General features: G+C 29.9%; 15 protein-coding genes and 1 other annotated feature. Of the genes, 10 read left to right on the forward strand and 5 right to left on the reverse strand.

Annotated features, from left to right (window positions below; genetic code table 11):
* Window positions 1-485 precede the first annotated feature (485 nt).
* From FGK85_RS11915 to FGK85_RS11925, 3 genes are all read right to left on the reverse strand, one after another.
* Window positions 486-968, reverse strand: a complete 483-nt coding sequence (locus FGK85_RS11915) for a hypothetical protein (protein WP_138206925.1) — start codon at window positions 966-968, stop codon at window positions 486-488.
* Between the two features lie 190 nt (window positions 969-1,158).
* Window positions 1,159-1,362, reverse strand: coding sequence for a cold-shock protein (locus FGK85_RS11920; RefSeq protein ID WP_138206927.1), 204 nt, complete (start codon window positions 1,360-1,362; stop codon window positions 1,159-1,161).
* A 360-nt stretch (window positions 1,363-1,722) separates the two neighbouring features.
* Complete coding sequence (locus FGK85_RS11925; RefSeq protein ID WP_138206929.1) at window positions 1,723-2,499, reverse strand: FMN-binding protein; 777 nt, start codon at window positions 2,497-2,499, stop codon at window positions 1,723-1,725.
* A gap of 627 nt (window positions 2,500-3,126) precedes the next feature.
* Here FGK85_RS11925 and FGK85_RS11930 point away from each other — a divergent pair.
* The 4 genes from FGK85_RS11930 to epsC all read left to right on the forward strand — a co-directional run bounded on the left by FGK85_RS11930 (window position 3,127) and on the right by epsC (window position 7,373).
* Complete coding sequence (locus tag FGK85_RS11930) at window positions 3,127-3,849, forward strand: ABC transporter ATP-binding protein (protein WP_138206931.1); 723 nt, start codon at window positions 3,127-3,129, stop codon at window positions 3,847-3,849.
* Window positions 3,849-5,033, forward strand: coding sequence for an ABC transporter permease (locus FGK85_RS11935; protein WP_243122867.1), 1,185 nt, complete (start codon window positions 3,849-3,851; stop codon window positions 5,031-5,033). The genes FGK85_RS11930 and FGK85_RS11935 overlap by 1 nt, the downstream gene beginning before the upstream one ends.
* 225 nt (window positions 5,034-5,258) lie before the next feature.
* Window positions 5,259-5,507 (forward strand) — a binding site (T-box leader).
* A 169-nt stretch (window positions 5,508-5,676) separates the two neighbouring features.
* Entirely contained in the window at window positions 5,677-6,588 is a 912-nt protein-coding gene (gene cysK / locus FGK85_RS11940; protein ID WP_138206935.1) for a cysteine synthase A, read from the forward strand.
* A 191-nt stretch (window positions 6,589-6,779) separates the two neighbouring features.
* Window positions 6,780-7,373 carry a serine O-acetyltransferase EpsC gene (gene epsC / locus FGK85_RS11945; protein ID WP_138206937.1) on the forward strand — a complete coding sequence of 198 codons (594 nt, stop codon included), beginning with the start codon at window positions 6,780-6,782 and terminating at the stop codon, window positions 7,371-7,373.
* A gap of 43 nt (window positions 7,374-7,416) precedes the next feature.
* On the opposite strand, the gene FGK85_RS11950 is transcribed toward epsC, so the two are convergent.
* Window positions 7,417-7,905 (reverse strand): hypothetical protein, encoded by a 489-nt coding sequence (locus FGK85_RS11950; protein ID WP_138206939.1) that lies wholly within the window; start codon window positions 7,903-7,905, stop codon window positions 7,417-7,419.
* 303 nt (window positions 7,906-8,208) lie between these two features.
* Between FGK85_RS11950 and FGK85_RS11955 the strand changes: the two genes are divergently transcribed.
* Complete coding sequence (locus FGK85_RS11955) at window positions 8,209-8,814, forward strand: hypothetical protein (protein ID WP_138206942.1); 606 nt, start codon at window positions 8,209-8,211, stop codon at window positions 8,812-8,814.
* 132 nt (window positions 8,815-8,946) lie between these two features.
* Window positions 8,947-10,641: an ATP-binding protein gene (locus FGK85_RS11960; RefSeq protein WP_138206944.1), complete on the forward strand. Its 1,695-nt coding sequence runs from the start codon at window positions 8,947-8,949 to the stop codon at window positions 10,639-10,641.
* A 70-nt stretch (window positions 10,642-10,711) separates the two neighbouring features.
* Here the strand turns inward: FGK85_RS11960 and FGK85_RS11965 are convergent, their stop codons facing one another.
* Window positions 10,712-11,023, reverse strand: coding sequence for a nucleoside triphosphate pyrophosphohydrolase (locus FGK85_RS11965; RefSeq protein WP_138206946.1), 312 nt, complete (start codon window positions 11,021-11,023; stop codon window positions 10,712-10,714).
* A gap of 334 nt (window positions 11,024-11,357) precedes the next feature.
* Here FGK85_RS11965 and FGK85_RS11970 point away from each other — a divergent pair, with 334 nt between their 5' ends.
* The 4 genes from FGK85_RS11970 to FGK85_RS11985 all read left to right on the forward strand — a co-directional run bounded on the left by FGK85_RS11970 (window position 11,358) and on the right by FGK85_RS11985 (window position 17,097).
* Entirely contained in the window at window positions 11,358-11,867 is a 510-nt protein-coding gene (locus FGK85_RS11970; protein ID WP_138206948.1) for a YkgJ family cysteine cluster protein, read from the forward strand.
* A gap of 370 nt (window positions 11,868-12,237) precedes the next feature.
* Window positions 12,238-14,481 carry a DEAD/DEAH box helicase gene (locus FGK85_RS11975; RefSeq protein ID WP_138206950.1) on the forward strand — a complete coding sequence of 748 codons (2,244 nt, stop codon included), beginning with the start codon at window positions 12,238-12,240 and terminating at the stop codon, window positions 14,479-14,481.
* 181 nt (window positions 14,482-14,662) lie between these two features.
* Entirely contained in the window at window positions 14,663-15,391 is a 729-nt protein-coding gene (locus FGK85_RS11980) for a hypothetical protein (RefSeq protein ID WP_138206952.1), read from the forward strand.
* Between the two features lie 167 nt (window positions 15,392-15,558).
* Entirely contained in the window at window positions 15,559-17,097 is a 1,539-nt protein-coding gene (locus FGK85_RS11985) for a UvrD-helicase domain-containing protein (protein ID WP_138206954.1), read from the forward strand.
* Window positions 17,098-17,206 lie beyond the last annotated feature (109 nt).

Below are 17,206 nucleotides of genomic sequence, written 5' to 3' on the forward strand. Positions count from 1 at the left end.
ATTTTATAACTAAAATAGTTATAAAATTAATGAACCGTCCCCGGTTTGTCCAAAAGTTTGTTAAATATTTTTTGATAGTTGTATAAAAATTACTTGTAGTAATTTAAGGAGATAGAGTAAAAACAAGGGGTGTAAAAATAATCTGTTATATAACTGATATATAAAACTATAAAAACTGTTATAATAATAACATTCTGTTTTAATATTTTTACTGTTTTAATATTTTTAGATGAATAAATGTTTTTAACTTAGAATTTACAATGTAAAATATGAATTTGTAGAGTAGGTAAGAAGTAAGAGTAAGAAGTAAAAAATAAGAAGTAATAGATAAGAGGTCTGCAAATTTAAAATTATAGTTAATTTCTAAGAGAACTTTATTTTTAACTTTACAGTTTTATTTTACAACTGCGAAGGTTGAATAATTAAAAAATGCTATTATGGAAATACAAAAAGTATTTTCATAATAGCATTTTTTGTGGAAAATATTAGTAAGAACTCATTTGTTCTAGAACTTCAAGGTATCTTTTGGAGACATTTGGACAAACAGATAATAGATTATCCACAACATAGTCAATATTGCTGTCATTTAGTTCTTTACCTATAATATCATCTTCAAAGATTTTATTTTCGGTGTTTAAAGAATTGTATATGGAGTTTACAATAGGAGACTCCATTACCTTTTCGTTTTCTAAACATTTATCTGCAAAATATAATTTATCATCTTCAACTATGAATTCAGCATAGGCATATTCTTTTTCACATTTAGAAGAATTTTCAGAAGAGCAAGGGTACTTGGTATGCTCTACATGCTTAAGATCAAGTACATTATTTTTTTCCTTACGAGTTAAGACACACCTTAATTCAAGTTCTAGAAGTCTATCTTTTATATGTTCAGAAAAATCTCCCCCTAATTCTGAAAGGAAACGCTTTATAGATATAGTTTTTTTCATATTATAATTTTTTCTCAAAACCATCAACTCCCTGTAAAATTTTTAATATCCCTATGCTAAAATCCATAAGAATAACATATAAAAAACCACCTTGAAAGAAGGTGGAAGAATATTTCCATATGAACCTCATATAAAATTAAGAGGTTATAAGGACATATAATAAACTAAAATTTATAAAATATTAAATTATTAAAACATTAAATTATGTCTATAGTCTTGTAACGTTAGTTGCTTGAGGTCCTTTAGCACCTTGCTCTATTTCAAATTCGACTTTATCTCCTTCATCAAGACCTTTTCTTCCTGATTGTCCTTGGATAGCAGTGTAGTGAACGAAAACGTCATCTTCACCTTCCACTTGAATAAATCCAAAGCCTTTTTCAGTGTTAAACCATTTAACTATTCCTGTTTTCATTAAAAATTCCTCCTAAAACTAAAACACAGTAATTTTTATATTATATATAAAGCGTGTTTAAGTGCTTACTATTAGTATACCACAATAAAAGAAAAATAACCAAAAAACTTTAAAATTATTATTTTAATATATATATTAATAATAAGCAATAGGGAATTGTAAGAAAATTATTAATGTATAGGGTAATTTTCCAAGACGGGGAATATTAGGGTGCTAGTTGGCTAGTGTGCTAGGGTGCTAGGGAAGGGGGATTTTCCTGCGATGCTACGGAAAATCTTTATTTAAAGGGTTTAGTTGGCGGGAAAAGCCGAGCTTTTCCCGCCAACTAGCCAACTGAAAATTATGCCAAATCATAATTTTCTACTTCCCGGCTTTAGAAAGGGCGTCATTTACGGCTTCTATAACGCCTCTAGAGGTCATGGTGGCGCCGGATACTAAATCCACTTCTGTGGATTGGGCATTTACAATTTCCTCAGGTATTGTTTCAAAAGGTATTCTAGAAAATTTAGGAGTTTCGTTGTCACTGACAATGTCTACTCTAGATATTTTACCATTTTTAATAGTTACCTCTACTGTTAAGTCACGTCTATAACCATTTCCTACACCTTGGTACACGCCATCTTTGTATTGACCTTTTGCTGTACCAGTGTTACTATTTGTGGAATTAATATTGCTATTATCTTTATCTGAATATTCCTCTGAAATATTAACCGTATTGTTCCTGTGGAATTTTCCCTTATCAGAGTTAAAGAGAAATCCCTTAACTGATAATATGTGTAAAGCTAAAGTAATTAGAAAGCCTAGGGTTAATAGTCTATGAAAAACAATCCAGCTTTTTAGTTTCTTTCTTAATGCCCAATTTAGTCCTAGTAAAATAGAAAATACCCAGCAGATAGTTCCTAAATTTAAGCTAAGTACAGGATCAGAGGAATACAATCCGTGTATTAAACCAGTTGTTACTACTAATACACCAATTAGTATATGATGTTTTCTCAAAAATCTATTAATTTGGGTTAAAATTTGGTTTTTATTGTTGAAAAGATTCTTATTGGCGATCCTTAACATATATATTATGGAAGCTAAAATTCCAAGAATAGTACACATCTTTGCAAAACCAATATTTAAAAATAATCTCATAAAAATTATCTCCCTTACAATAAGATTTTATCCGATGACTACTTGCCGTAACACTCCCACTTCTAACAAAGTGGGAGATAACGGCAGCTACGTCCCTGGATAACGATCTCTAACCTTCAGTTGGAGTAAAAACTCCATCTGAAGCTAAGAGCTCTGTTTATCCGATGACTACCTGCCGTAACACTCCCACTTCTAACAAAGTGGGAGATAACGGCAGCTACGTCCCTGGATAACGATCTCTAACCTTTAGATGGAGTAAAAACTCCATCTGAAGCTAAAAGCTCTGTTTATTCTCTCGTAATATATTAACATTATAATCACTTCTTGTGATAGCATTTTTATATAAATGTGATGGAATTGTGAAAATTATTTAATAGGAATTGGTGCAGCAGGGTGAAAGGGGACATTGATATATTCAAATTATCATAAGATGGATAAATATTCATATAGATATTGAGGAATGTACTGGTTAAATAACACACAAATTGTTATAATGAGAAGGAAACTCCTTTACAATTTTTAATAAAGTTAAAATTAAAGAAATTTTTGAAGGTTTACATTTTTATTCTTTATTTTACACTTTAAGTAAGGAAGAATATATTAATTTAGAGCAAGGGGGGCGTCCAAGTGATAGAAGTTAAAAATTTAAGTAAAAGCTTCAAAGAGGTACAAGCAGTTAAAAATGCTAGCTTTACAGTAAATAAGGGAGAAATAGTTGGGCTTTTAGGTGAAAATGGTGCAGGTAAAACCACTACATTGAGAATGCTGGCTACTATGCTAAAACCCACAGGTGGAAATGCAGAGATAAATGGCTACAGTATTATAGAAAATTCCCAAAAGGTAAGAGGGGAAATAGGAATTTTGTTTGGTGGAGATGTGGGACTATATGACAGGCTTACAGTAAGAGAAAACATAAGATATTTTGCTCAGCTAAATGGCATGAGCAAAAAAGAAGCTGAAGATAGCATAAATTATCTTGTGGAAGAGCTAGAGTTAAAGGAATATATGGACAGAAGAGTAGGAAAGCTTTCAAGAGGTATGAAACAAAAGGTTTCTATTGCCAGATCTATCGTGCACAAGCCTACAGTTATGCTCTTTGATGAACCTACCACAGGACTTGATGTAACAGCTGCCAAACTTGTTCATGACTTTATATTGCAATGCAGAGAACAGGGAAAATCTATTATATTTTCAAGTCATAGCATGCAAGAAGTAGAAAAGCTTTGTGATAGAATTATTATTATTAACAAAGGTGAGATTATAGAGGAAGGCACTATAGAATATTTCAAAGACAAATACCAAAGTAACAGTATGGAAGACATATTTATAAGATTGGTAGGTGGTAAATAATGAATATAGTTTCTATTGTGTATAAAAAAGAACTAAAAGATATGTTTAGAGATAAGAAAACCTTGATAGCAGCTATACTAATACCTCTTTTAATGTATCCAATAATTTTTGGATTCATGGGAAAGGGAATGAAAAGCAACATGGATTCTGTAAAAAAAGAAATGAATGTAGTAATAGTTGATAAAGGAAATAGTAAATTAGGGCAATTAATAAAATCTCAAAAGAATATAAAATTAAAAGAATCCAAGGATGTTTTTAATGACGTAAAGGAAGGAAAAATACTTTTAGGATTGGAAATTCCAGAGGATTTTGATAAAAATATAAATGAAGAGAAAAAAGCAGATATTATTATAACTATGGATAATACAAGTCAAAAATCAAATATGGCTATGTCAGAAATAAATGCTATTATAGATCAGTATTCCAAGGCTATAGTAGGGGCTAGACTTCAGGCTAAAAATATAGATACATCTATATTAACCCCTGTAAATCCAGTTATAAAATCCGCAGAAAAGAAAGAAAATGGAATGGCTAAGATGATGTTATCTTTGCTTCTTCCTATGATGCTTATAATGTTTGCTGCATCAGGTCCTATAGCTTCAGCTACAGATTTAGGAGCAGGAGAAAAGGAAAGAGGTACTCTAGAGCCATTATTAACTACCCAAGCCAGCAGAATGTCACTACTTTGGGGTAAATTTTTAGCCATTACTACTATGGGTATAGTAACCTCCATAGCATTTATATCAGGACTAGGCATATCCATGAAAACTTCACCAGAAGCCTTTAATTACGGTGTGGATGGAGCTAAATTTAGCATGGAGCCTAAAACTTTACTTATCATAGCATTAATAACTGTACTTCTTACTATGGTTTTTGGAGCATTAGCACTTTCTATAAGTATTTATGCCAGATCCTTTAAAGAAGCTCAAACTTACTTGACTCCTTTAAGCTTCATAGGAATGCTTGGGTTTACATCATATTTCATAGAACCTAAAAACATGTCCATGATATTTTTAAACATCCCTGTGGTCAACGCCACGGCAGTTATAAAAGAGCTTATTTTGGGAATGTTTAATATACAGCACCTAATAATAGTACTTGCATGGATGCTTGTATACATTGTTTTATCCTTATCTTTTGCAAGATATATGTTTAGCAAGGAAGAAGTTATATTTAGAACATAAAGATCAAAGGTAAAAAAAGAATCCGCCCAGATTAAAAATAGTGTGGATTCTTTTTTGCATTTTTTAAAATTAAATATTATATCATGTAGTTTCATAGGAGGAAAAAGTAATTGGCTGGTTCAATGAAAATATAACTGATAATATTTTAAATTTACCTTTAAAACATGTTGACAAATTTAATTTTGGAGAATATAATAATACAAAAGAATTCATAGTAAAATACTCGGAAATACCTTGAAGAAGGAAAGTAGCATAAATAAAGTTTCACAGAGAGGGAATCATTTGCTGAAAGATTTCTAAATAGAATTTATGTGAAGTGCCCTTTGGAGTTGTGTACCGAACTTATTCAGTAGGCTACACCGGATTCACCCGTTACAGTGATAGAGCATAGCGCTGTGCTTGAAAATAAAGCTGGGATTTTTATTTATAGAAATCCAATTAGAGTGGAACCGCGGATATAACTTCGTCTCTATTATTTAGAGATGGAGTTTTTTTATTTTTTTAATAAATGTATAAAGTATATATGAAGGGAGTGAAAATTTAGTGGGCTTGTGTATTTATAATGAAGTTTATTGTGCCATAAAAATTGCTTATTTATATGGTCTTTAGTAGTTATAGTGCGCTTTCTCGCTAAAGATAAATAATGATTTATAACAATGTAATAGATATGATAGGTTCAACACCTTTATTTAAACTTAATAATATGGTAGAAGAAAACATGGCGGAGGTATATGTTAAATTAGAAAAATACAATCCAGGCGGAAGTATTAAGGATAGAGCGGCCCTTGGTATGATTGAAAAAGCAGAAAAAGAAGGAGTGTTAAAGGAAGGCTACACCATAGTGGAACCAACCAGTGGCAACACAGGCATAGCTCTTGCTATGATAGGAAAGCTAAAAGGTTACAAAGTAATAATTGTCATGCCAGACACCATGAGTTTAGAAAGAAGAAATATGATGAAGGCCTATGGAGCGGAACTGGTGCTTACAGAAGGCGGCAAAGGTATGAAGGGTGCCATAGAAAAAGCTATGGAAATTGCCAAGGACAAAGAAGGGTATTTCATACCTCAGCAATTTGTAAATGAAGCCAATCCCCTTAAACACTACGAAACTACAGCAGAGGAAATAATAGAAGATTTGAAAGATATAGATGTATTTGTAGCTTCAGTTGGAACTGGCGGAACAATAATGGGAATAGGTAAAAAGCTAAAAGAATATAAAGAAAATATAACAATTGTAGCGGTAGAGCCTGAAAAGTCACCAGTAATATCTGGTGGTGAAGCAGGACCTCATAAAATACAAGGTATAGGAGCAGGTTTTATTCCAGATATATATAAGGGTGAATTAGTGGATAAAGTTATCACTGTATCCGATGAAGAGTCCTTCCAATACGCAAGAAGAATGGGAAAAGAAGAAGGTGTTTTAGTAGGTATATCCTCAGGAGCAAATATTGCAGCAGCCATAAAAATTGCCAAGGAAATAGGCAAGGGGAAAAAAGTGGTTACAGTAGCTCCAGACGGAGGGGAAAAATATCTTTCTATGGGATTGTATGATTAAATCACAAGAATGTACAACGTGGTAGAATTATGAAATTTCTCTTCCATGACTTGCATAGAAGCTCGGAACAATAAATTAAATTTAAATAGTTCCTTCGCTTCTTATGCAAGTCATTACAGAGAAATTTCATAATTCAAGTAATGCAACTAGTATTTAAGCAATGCAATTGTAATTTAATGGAGGTGAAATTAATGGGAAATCCATTTAAGTTATTAAAATATGATTTGAAAAATGCTATGGACAAAGATCCAGCTGCCAGAAATATGGTGGAAGTTTTCTTCTTATATCCATCTATTCACGCAGTTATACACTACAGAATAGCACATTTTTTATATAAAAAAAGATTCTTCTTCTTAGCTAGATTTCTATCACAGCTATCAAGATTTTTCACTGGAATAGAAATACACCCAGGTGCCACCATAGGTAAGGGGCTATTCATTGATCACGGTATGGGTGTTGTCATAGGAGAAACAGCTGAAATAGGGGACAATGTAACTCTATATCACGGAGTTACCTTAGGTGGAACAGGAAAAGACAAGGGCAAAAGACACCCAACAGTAGAAGATAATGTTACCATAGGCAGTGGTGCAAAGGTTCTAGGGCCAATATTAATTGGAGAGGATGCAAAGATAGGTGCTAATGCGGTAGTTTTAAAGGATATACCAAAAGGAGCCACCGCCGTGGGAATACCAGCTAGAATAATCAGTGAAAAATATCCATCAGTTATAGAAATAAGTGATTATTATGGGAAAATAAAAAAGATATATAATGAAATGGTTATATAAAAATAAATGTATAGAAAATAAGCAGTAAGTAACATAAGGTTACTTACTGCTTATTTTCTATTAAGTTTTTAATATATTGAAAGTTAAATTTATCAGTTCTAAATTGATCATGTATAATTTTATAATATTTTGAGCCATATTGATCACTGACATTGATAATTTTTAAATTGTTTTTATAAGTTCTTATGGTTACTTTATAATTAAATATATTTGAACCATCATTTTTTTTGAAATAAAAGTTAATCATATGAGGATTTTCTAGAGTATAATGTCTTGAGTTTTTCAGTTCAATAATTCTTAATTTTTTTAGATATTTTACTATTTCATCAAGGTTATTTTTATCAGTACATTTAATTGTTTTGTAATTTGATTCCTCAGTTGGCGCAATAGTAATGGACGCTTCAGTAAATTCACCATTTTTATATTGCCTTAAAATTAAATTATAAAAAGAACCCCACTTGGGTGATGCTACATAAATAAAGCTAACAATTAATACAATACCTAGTATTTTGAAAATTAATTTTTTACGCATAGTACACCTCTATAATTTATATTTTATAGAAAACTTGTGAAAATCACCATTGCTTGTTTCGGTGGTAATTCACTTGAATTAATAAATAGCCCTTATAGTATTATATCATTTTTTTTAGTTAATATTTGACTCTTATTTTAATTTATGTATAAAATAATTATCACAGGGCAAAAAAATAGAAGGGTTGCCAAATATATTAGTACATAAAATATTCTATTCAGTACAAAACTAAAAATGAATGTAAACAATAAAAGGTAGTTTTGTGTTCTAGATTTACAATTTAAAAACTGGAGGGAAAATTTTATGTTAAATTGGAGAAATATTGTTTTATCATCTATAGTGGCAGGAACGCTTATAGTGCCAATAGGGACCTATGGTGTAGTTAATTTAAACAACAGTGTTGTTGAAAGCTACAAAATATGCAATGAGCCAAATGATGAGCAAGAAAAATGTCCAAATTGCAAAGAAGAGCGTGAAATATTCAAAAAACGCATGGAAGAGAGAATGGAAGAAAGAAGTAAGCTCATAGAGGAAGCAGACAAAATAGTTCCAGGTATTAAAGCCCAATGGCAGCAGGCTATCAATGAAAGAAAAGAATTGCTAGATAAATTAAGAGAAAATAGAGCCCATAAAGATGGGGCTCAGGATAAGGATAGAAGTAAAAAAGAAAGAATAAAAGAAAATGAACCAGAGAAGAAGCAAAATGAAAATAAAAAGATAAAAGATAGAGAAAAGATGAAAAACAGAGAAAAGATAAAAGAAGCCAATAAGAAAAAATGGGATGATTTAAATGAAGCTGTAAAAGCTAAAGATGCCCAAAAGGTTAAAAGAAGCTTCGACTCAATACTTCAATCCATGAAGGAAAGAAATGCAAGGTTATCAGAAAAAATAAATAATGCTAAGGAATAGTTTAAAAGCTCTCACCTGGTGGGAGCTTTTATTAGGTAAATATTTCATAGTATTTTCTTCAAATGATATGAAATATAGGGTATACTAATTAATATAAGAAGATTGCATGTAAAGTTAGAGGAGTGAGAGTAAATGAAAAGAATACCCTATGGTATTTCCAATTTTGAAGTTTTAAGAGGGGAAAATTATCTTTATGTGGATAAAACTTCGTATATAGAATTATTAGATATGTATGCTCCTTATAATTTTTTTATAAGGCCTAGAAGGTTTGGAAAAAGTCTTTTTATATCCATGCTTGAAAATTACTATGATATAAATAAGAAGGATAAATTTGAAGAACTATTTGGGGATTTATATATAGGTAAAAATCCTACGAAAAATAGAAATAAATTTCTTGTTTGGAAAATAAGCTTTGCAGGAATAGATGCAGGACATAGTGAAGAAGAATTAAGAAAGAGTTTTAATTTTAAGGTTGCATCAGCGGCTAGAGAATTTTTATATAAATATGGGGAGCTTTTAGGTGAAAATAAACTACCCCTTGAAAATATGAGTGCAGAAATGATAGTGGCTCATATAAGTATGCTTAGTAAAATAAATAATAAGCAAGTTTTTGTCTTAATAGATGAATATGATAACTTTGCCAATGAACTGATTACAGGAGGAAAGCAAAGCACTTATAGCAGTATACTTCACGGTGAAGGTTTCGTTAAAGTTTTTTATAAGGCTATAAAAGATGCCACAGCGGATAATTTTAACAGGATATTTATGACAGGTGTAAGTCCAATAATGTTAGATGACTTAACTAGCGGATTTAATATTACTATGAATTATACTTTAGATCAAAATCTTAATGCTATGATGGGTTTCACAAGGGGCGAGCTTTCATGGATAATGAATCAGGTAGGTATAGAAGATATAGGCCTTAGAGAAAAAATATGTGTTGATATGACTAAGTATTATAATGGATACAAATTTAATGAATATGGCAAAAAAGTCTTTAATCCAGACATGTCGATGTATTTTCTTAATAATTATTTATTATATAATCGTTATCCTAAAGAAATGATAGACAACAATGTAAAAACTGATTATGGAAGAGTGAACCAATTAGCATATAATTTTAATGACAGAGAAGCTCTAGAGGAAATAATGACCACAGGAGAAATCTCTACTATGCTGGTAGATAGGTTCAATATTCATACCATGTATAGTGTAAAAGAAAACTTTAAGTCATTACTTTTTTATCTTGGTATGCTAACAATAAAGGAGCAGGGACCCCTTGGAACAGTACTTAAGGTACCAAACTACGTTATAAAAACAATATACTGGGAACAGTATTTCCAAAAGATAAATGAAGACTATAATATCCAAATACAAAATGTAAGAATAGCTGTCAATGAAATGAGAATGCATGGAGATATTCAGCCATTAGTAAAACTTTTAAGTAACATACTAGAGAATTTATCCAATAGAGATTTAATAAAAATGGATGAAAAGAATGTAAAGATGATGCTTTTAACTCTTTTAGGTGTAGATAGCACTTATTTTATAAAAAGTGAAGATGAAAATAGTAATGGCTATGTGGATATAATGCTTAAAAGAAAAATTCAGTTTAAGGATATAACTAAATTCCAGTGGATTATTGAACTAAAATATATAAAAGAAAGTGAAAGAGATACCTTAGAAAAGATAAAAGCACAGGGGTTAAAACAACTTCAAAGTTATGGAGAAAGTAAAATGGTTAAAGAAGAACTTGGAAATGAAGATTTAAAGAAAGTATTGATTATTATGGTAGGTAAAAAGGATATTCATACTGTAGAGATATAAAAATGCACGTATTAAATAAAGGAAACAAGGACAGCTAATAAGTTTTATGGAAAGCTTATTAACTGTCCTTTTATTCGTAAACTTTTTCCAATATTATATTCTCATCGAAGCCACCGCGTTCACTTCTCTTATGGTAGCATTTATCCAAAAGATCCTTCTCAGAATAGCCTAAATTTTTACTAAGGGAAAATATAACTTCCATAATATCTGCCAGCTCTTCTAAGTTCTTATCCGCATGAAATTCTAAAACTTCCTCATCTAACTTTTTTTCTAAAAGAGACAAAGCTTCTTTAGAATCTGCAATGTGAATATGGCATGTTTTACCTGAGTCCTTGATTATTTGGGGTATTTTATCGCGAACGAGTTTGTTGTATTCTTTCATGGTTAAAGCCTCCTATATTCCGTGGTTAAATATAATAATGATCGGAACTTCTAATAAATAAGAATTTAATGGTAGTTATACCTGTAGACATCTAGTTTTTAAGCTTAAAATGAATAAAAGATATTATCTCAAATTTATAGTTTGTGTATATAAAATATTATAATACTAATTTTGAAATAAGAGAATGTAATTAATGACTTTACTAGAATTTTGATGCGAAATCCATGTCTATAATAAAAATACATTGAGAAAAACATATAAAAGTTGGTATTATATAATTAAGGAATAGAAATATGAGTTTATACAATATTAATGTAGTGGAGGAAAAGTTATTGTGATAGAACCATCAAAATTAGAACAAGAATTTAAAAAGGTTGAAAAGCAAAATTATGCTTTTAGAGCATATTTAAAAAATCATGCAGATTCGGATGAATTAGATAAGCAATTTTTAGAGCTGCATAATGAATTATTTAAAAATTATGATTGCAGCAAATGTAGAAACTGTTGTAAAGTATATTCAATAATACTTCAAGAAAATGAAATAGAACAGGCTGCAAAGCTACTTAAAGTTACAAAGAAAGAATTTATGGATAAGTATATGAAAATCACTGTTGATGGATATGAGGTAAAAGAAAAGCCATGTTGCTTTTTAACTGAAAATGGTGGTTGTAAAATTGAAAAGTGTAAACCAGAAGAATGTAGAGAATATCCATTTACAAATAGTCCAGATAGATTGTTTAGCTTGCTTAGTATAGTTAGTTTTGCAAGTGTTTGCCCTGTAGTTTTTGAAATGTTGGAAAGATTGAAGGAAATTTATGGGTTTAAGGGAAGAGGACGTTATTAGGTAAAATATAATATTTGTAATATAAGACCGCTTAACTTTATTGTTTATATAAGTTAAGCGGTCTTATATTATGTGGTGTATAAAATTTTTTTAGCTCATCATGACACAAGCTGATGAAGTATCTCAATAATTATATATAGAAAACTTAAATATCTTCAAATTTCTGCATAATTTTTAGCAATATTTTATGTAGAAGGAAAGAAAATTTGGGTGATATATGGTAAAATAAAATTGGAATAGATTTCATGTAAAGTAAACATTAATATTATTAGTGATTTTAAGTATTAATTAAGTTATTAGGGTAATTATAGATTATTTAGAAATGAAATTATAAAATTAGCTTTAAAATATTTTAAGGAGATATTGATTTATGAATGAAGATAACATAAAGCTTGGAAGTATTGCTGAGGAGTTATTTGTAGATATATTTGGAGAAACATTTGGGGAGGAAAACACAAAATACCTTTTTATTCAGTATCCAGTGGTGGATATATACGGAAATCATAGATATATTGATTTTGCTTTAGAAAGTGAAGGAGAGAAAATTGCTATTGAAGTAGATGGAGGAACTTATCACGATCCTTCAAAAATTTCTACAAATAAATATTATGATGATTTGCTTAAGCAAAATAGTTTAGTATATGGAAATTGGAAGGTGTATAGGTGGCCATATAAAATTCTTTTGGAGCAAAGGGAAAGAGTTAAGGACGAGCTATTAACTTTTCTAGGGGAACTTCCAATGTTCATGGAAAATGAAGATTTTCTTCCAGAGCAAAAGGGAAGGACATTTATATTAAAGGATCATCAAAAGGAAGCTTTAGACAATCTTCAAGACATGAGGGAAAAGGGAGAAACCATAGCACTTTTGTATCATGCCACAGGCACTGGGAAAACGGTTACAGCCGTATCGGATGCTAAAAAGGTTGGTAAAAAGACTTTATTTTTAGCACATACTAAAGAACTTATAGAGCAAGCTGAAAAGACCTTTGGAGAGGTATGGGGAGAAGTGGCTTGTGGAACATTCACAGGGGATGTTAAAGAAAAGGATAAACAAGTGGTGTGCGCTACGGTGCAGAGTATAAGTGGAAACTTAGAAGAATTTAATAGAGAAGATTTTGGATACATAATTGTGGATGAGGCCCATCATGGTAGTGCTGAAACCTATAGAAAAATTTTAAGATATTTTAAACCAGAATTTATATTAGGACTTACGGCTACTCCTGAGAGAAGTGACGGAGAGGAAATATTGAGTATATTTAAAAATGTAGCTCATAGATTGGATTTGAAAAAGGCCGTAGAACTAGGAGAATTGGTGCCTATAAGATGCATTAGAGTAAAAACCAATGTGGATATAAGAGATGTGAAAATTCATGGAATAAAATACAATACTCAAGATTTGGAAAGCAAGTTATTTATACCAGAGAGAAATAAACTTATTGTAGATACTTATTTAAACTTTGTAAAAGAAAAGCAGACAGTGGTTTTTTGCGCCAGTGTAGCTCATGCAGAAGAAATAGCAAACTTATTTAAAAAGTCAGGGGTAAGGGCAGAAGCGGTTTCAGGAAGATTAAATTCTAAAAAACGTGAAAGAATTTTAAAAAGCTATGAAAAGGGAGAAATAAATGTACTATGTGCTTGTGACTTATTAAATGAAGGATGGGACAGCCCTAAGACAGAAGTCTTATTTATGGCGAGACCAACTATGTCAAAAACCATATACATGCAGCAGCTAGGCAGAGGTACTAGAAAAAGTGAAGGCAAAGAATATTTAATGGTATTTGACTTTATTGACAATGCTAATTTATTTAACATGCCTTATTCCTTACATAGAATGTTTAACATAGAAAAATATATTCCTGGAAGTTTAGTTTTGGCAAAGGACAATAATAAAAGAATGGAAGAGCAGATGCTCTTAAGGGGAGAAAAACCAGAAGCAATACTAGATTTTCCAGTAGATGTTACGGATTATGAGTTAGTAGATTTATTTAACTGGCAAGAAAAAGTTAAGGGAATGATTTCACAGCTAGAATTTGTGAGAATGGTTGACGTACAAAGTGAAACTTTAAATAGATACATAAAAGACGGAAAAATCCAGGCGGATTTAGAAGTACCTATGGGCAGCAAAACTGTAAGATATTTTAATGAGGATACAGTGAATAAATATGCCAAAGAATTTGGTTGGGACATAATAAATGCATCCAACATGAAAGAGAAGTTTATGGAAATGGTAAAAACCATGGACATGTCTTATTCTTACAAGCCAGTGCTACTAATGGCTATGCTAGAGAACGTTAACGAAAAGGGAAAGGTTCTTATAGATGATATAGTAGATTACTTTATAGATTTTTATGAAGATAGAAAAGCAAGACACCTAGTAGTTGAAAAGAAAAACAGCCTTTACTGCAGAGAAAAACACTCCAAAACAGAAGTTAAGAGAAACATATTTGCCAATCCATTTAAGCGCTTTGAGGACATGGGATTTATGAAGAAATCCAAAGATGCAGAATATGTGGAGTTCAATTATCATGTTTGGAAGAAGCTTTCGAGGGAGGAAAGGATTTGGATTGGAATGTGGTGTGAGGAGAAGTTGGAGGAGTATTATAGTAGATCTTAGTGTTATTCATGAGTTTTATTAAACACCAAATCGTTGTTAAATCCATTTGGGGTGATTGAACATCAGTATTAATTTTCTTATCAAGTTTGTTATAAATTGCATGTTAGTAATTACCTTAAGTTTTTTATGAATATTATAGAGTTGAAAATAATTTAGGAAAGGATGAAAGGGGAGCATTTTCTTGAACAAAACTCAAAGAAACTTTAAAAAAGAAATGAAACAGGGTCTTAAGGATGTTAAAAAGAGGGATAAGGAAAGTTACTATAAGTATCTCATGCAAAATCATTTAGATAATCCTGAACAAAGGCGTATACGAGAAAATACTGAAAAAGTAAAAGGTACTTTTGGAAGAATGTATAAAGCATTTTTGAATACCATAATTTTTATAATTTTGATTGCTGGAATTGGAGCATATATCCAAGGAAAGTTTAAGAATGACCAAATACTTAATACGAAAAATTCTATATTGCCTAATATGAATAGTAGTTTGGCTGCAGATGTAAAGCAGCAAAGAATAATAAAATATATTAATACAATAAAGCCATATCAAGATAATATAAATTTAGATGTAAATTTACGCAATGAAGATGCGAAATCTGTTGATAAAAAGTTACTTACTTCAAAAGAGTATGCTGATAATTTAACAGTATATAAAAATAGAATAAATTCAAATTTAGTTAAAATGGAAAATGTTAATTGTCCAGAAGAATTAAATAAATATAAGGATATGCTCCTAGAGCAAAATTCAACAATGTGTTTAGCTATTGATTATGAAATTCAATATATTAATTCAAGAGATAAAGCCACTTTCAATAAAGTAGTTGAATGTTTTAAAAAGTGCAATGATATTAATAAAGAAATTTCTGATGAAATTAATGAGGTGTTGGATAGCAATGGGATGAGGCATTAAAAGAGAAGTGGATTTCTGCGGAGAAGGCAGTTAGTGAAAATATAGAGTAATGCAGGGATAGAAGAATAAATATCTACAGGCTATGGAAAAGGAAAAGAGTTTGTATATATGATTAGGCTAATAATGATATATATTAAATACAATATAAGATTTAAAGGGGGGGTTAAATGGAAAATTATTATTCAAAAATAATTTATGACAATTCTAAGAATATCGGAATTATAAAAATGATATTAAATGATTTAAGAAAAGGTACTAAGATTTACTTATTTTTAAATGGTGATTTTCATAGATATATTGAAGATATTGAAGAAATGGATAAAAAGTTTCTTGTTTTTGCCGTTGATAAAAAGTTTTTACAGGTAAATGATAATTTGAATTTGGATAAAAAATATGAAATTGGAATTATAGCTTGTGACAAAGAGATATTTGATGAGGAATTTTATAGTCAAGTTTGTTGTATTAAAAATAGTAATTTTAATAATAAACAGTATGAAATAATACATGATAATATAGATGTAAATACTATTGTGAGAGCGGGAGCAGGTACGGGAAAAACTACTACTATGATAGAAAGAGTATTGTTTATAAAGCATAAATATAAAGAGTTAAAATTAAAAGATATTATATTAATAACGTTTACAAATAAAGCATGTATAAATATGAAAAAAAAGTTGGTTGAAAAGATACAGAACTATTATAAATTAACTAAAAATTCTTTGTATTTAAATTGGCTTGATGAAATTATGCAAATGAAAATACTTACTATACATAAATTTGCTAAGGAATTGTTGAAGAATAACTTTGAGGAACTAGAAATGCCTAGTAATTTTAATGTGACAACTTTAGAGTATAAAAGAAAAAAACTATATGAAGAGTATATACATAAATTTAGAAAAAATAATTATGATGTATATAAAAATTTTATAAATATACCACAATATGAAATTATAAGTTTTATAAACGAATTTCAAGAAAAATTTAATAATTATTCTATAGATATTAATAATAAATTGGAACAAGTAATAGGAAGTGATGAATATGGATTTAATAAGATGTTATATTATGTTTTAAATAATGTAAATAATGAATTAGAGATTATAAAAGCTGATAATGCAGCTTATGAAGTAAAAGATTTAATGATCAAATTAGAAAAATTAAATTTTCAACTAGAAACTGATATGAAATTTAGATATGTAATTGTAGATGAGTTTCAAGATAGTGACGATGTTCAAATAAATTTTTTCAAAACATTAATAAAATTTTTAAAATGTAATTTTTTTGTAGTGGGGGATGAAAAACAAAGTATTTATAGATTTAGAGGAGCTGAATATACGGCTTTTAATAAATTGAAAGAAAATCTAGAAAAGTATACAACCAATATATTAAAAGAATATACAATGACTAGAAATTATAGAACAGATAGTCAATTGATAAAGAAAATTAATAGGACATTCATAAAAGCAAATGAAAGGGTAGAATGTTTTAATTATAAGGAAAGCGATTATATATACTCCTCAATCAACATAAATGAATATGAAAATTTAGAATTTCATGATTTTAGTACAAGTATTTCTATATCAAATTTATTAAGGGATATTTTAAATAGTAAAAAGAAAGAAGAGAGTGTAGTTATACTAGTTAGAAGCAACAATCAATTGGAAAAAGTAAAAGAAATATGTAGATATCAGAGATTTAGCACCTAAATTCCAGTAAAAATTTTATTTTTACTGGAATTGTATCTTTTTACATTTACTTAAAGGGCTGGTAAGCCCGCAGACCGATAGGTCGCAAAAATAGATACACTTACCCCTA

The organism is Haloimpatiens lingqiaonensis (genome assembly GCF_901447495.1).
GTDB lineage: Bacteria > Bacillota > Clostridia > Clostridiales > Clostridiaceae > Haloimpatiens > Haloimpatiens lingqiaonensis.

Coding starts and splice junctions, on each gene's coding strand:
- epsC (WP_138206937.1), top strand. CDS start 6,780: ATGGGAAATCCATTTAAGTTATTAAAATATGATTTGAAAAATGCTATG.
- FGK85_RS11985 (WP_138206954.1), top strand. CDS start 15,559: ATGGAAAATTATTATTCAAAAATAATTTATGACAATTCTAAGAATATC.
- FGK85_RS11955 (WP_138206942.1), top strand. CDS start 8,209: ATGTTAAATTGGAGAAATATTGTTTTATCATCTATAGTGGCAGGAACG.
- cysK (WP_138206935.1), top strand. CDS start 5,677: ATGATTTATAACAATGTAATAGATATGATAGGTTCAACACCTTTATTT.
- FGK85_RS11920 (WP_138206927.1), bottom strand. CDS start 1,362: ATGAAAACAGGAATAGTTAAATGGTTTAACACTGAAAAAGGCTTTGGA.
- FGK85_RS11965 (WP_138206946.1), bottom strand. CDS start 11,023: ATGAAAGAATACAACAAACTCGTTCGCGATAAAATACCCCAAATAATC.
- FGK85_RS11935 (WP_243122867.1), top strand. CDS start 3,849: ATGAATATAGTTTCTATTGTGTATAAAAAAGAACTAAAAGATATGTTT.
- FGK85_RS11960 (WP_138206944.1), top strand. CDS start 8,947: ATGAAAAGAATACCCTATGGTATTTCCAATTTTGAAGTTTTAAGAGGG.
- FGK85_RS11950 (WP_138206939.1), bottom strand. CDS start 7,905: ATGCGTAAAAAATTAATTTTCAAAATACTAGGTATTGTATTAATTGTT.
- FGK85_RS11925 (WP_138206929.1), bottom strand. CDS start 2,499: ATGAGATTATTTTTAAATATTGGTTTTGCAAAGATGTGTACTATTCTT.
- FGK85_RS11975 (WP_138206950.1), top strand. CDS start 12,238: ATGAATGAAGATAACATAAAGCTTGGAAGTATTGCTGAGGAGTTATTT.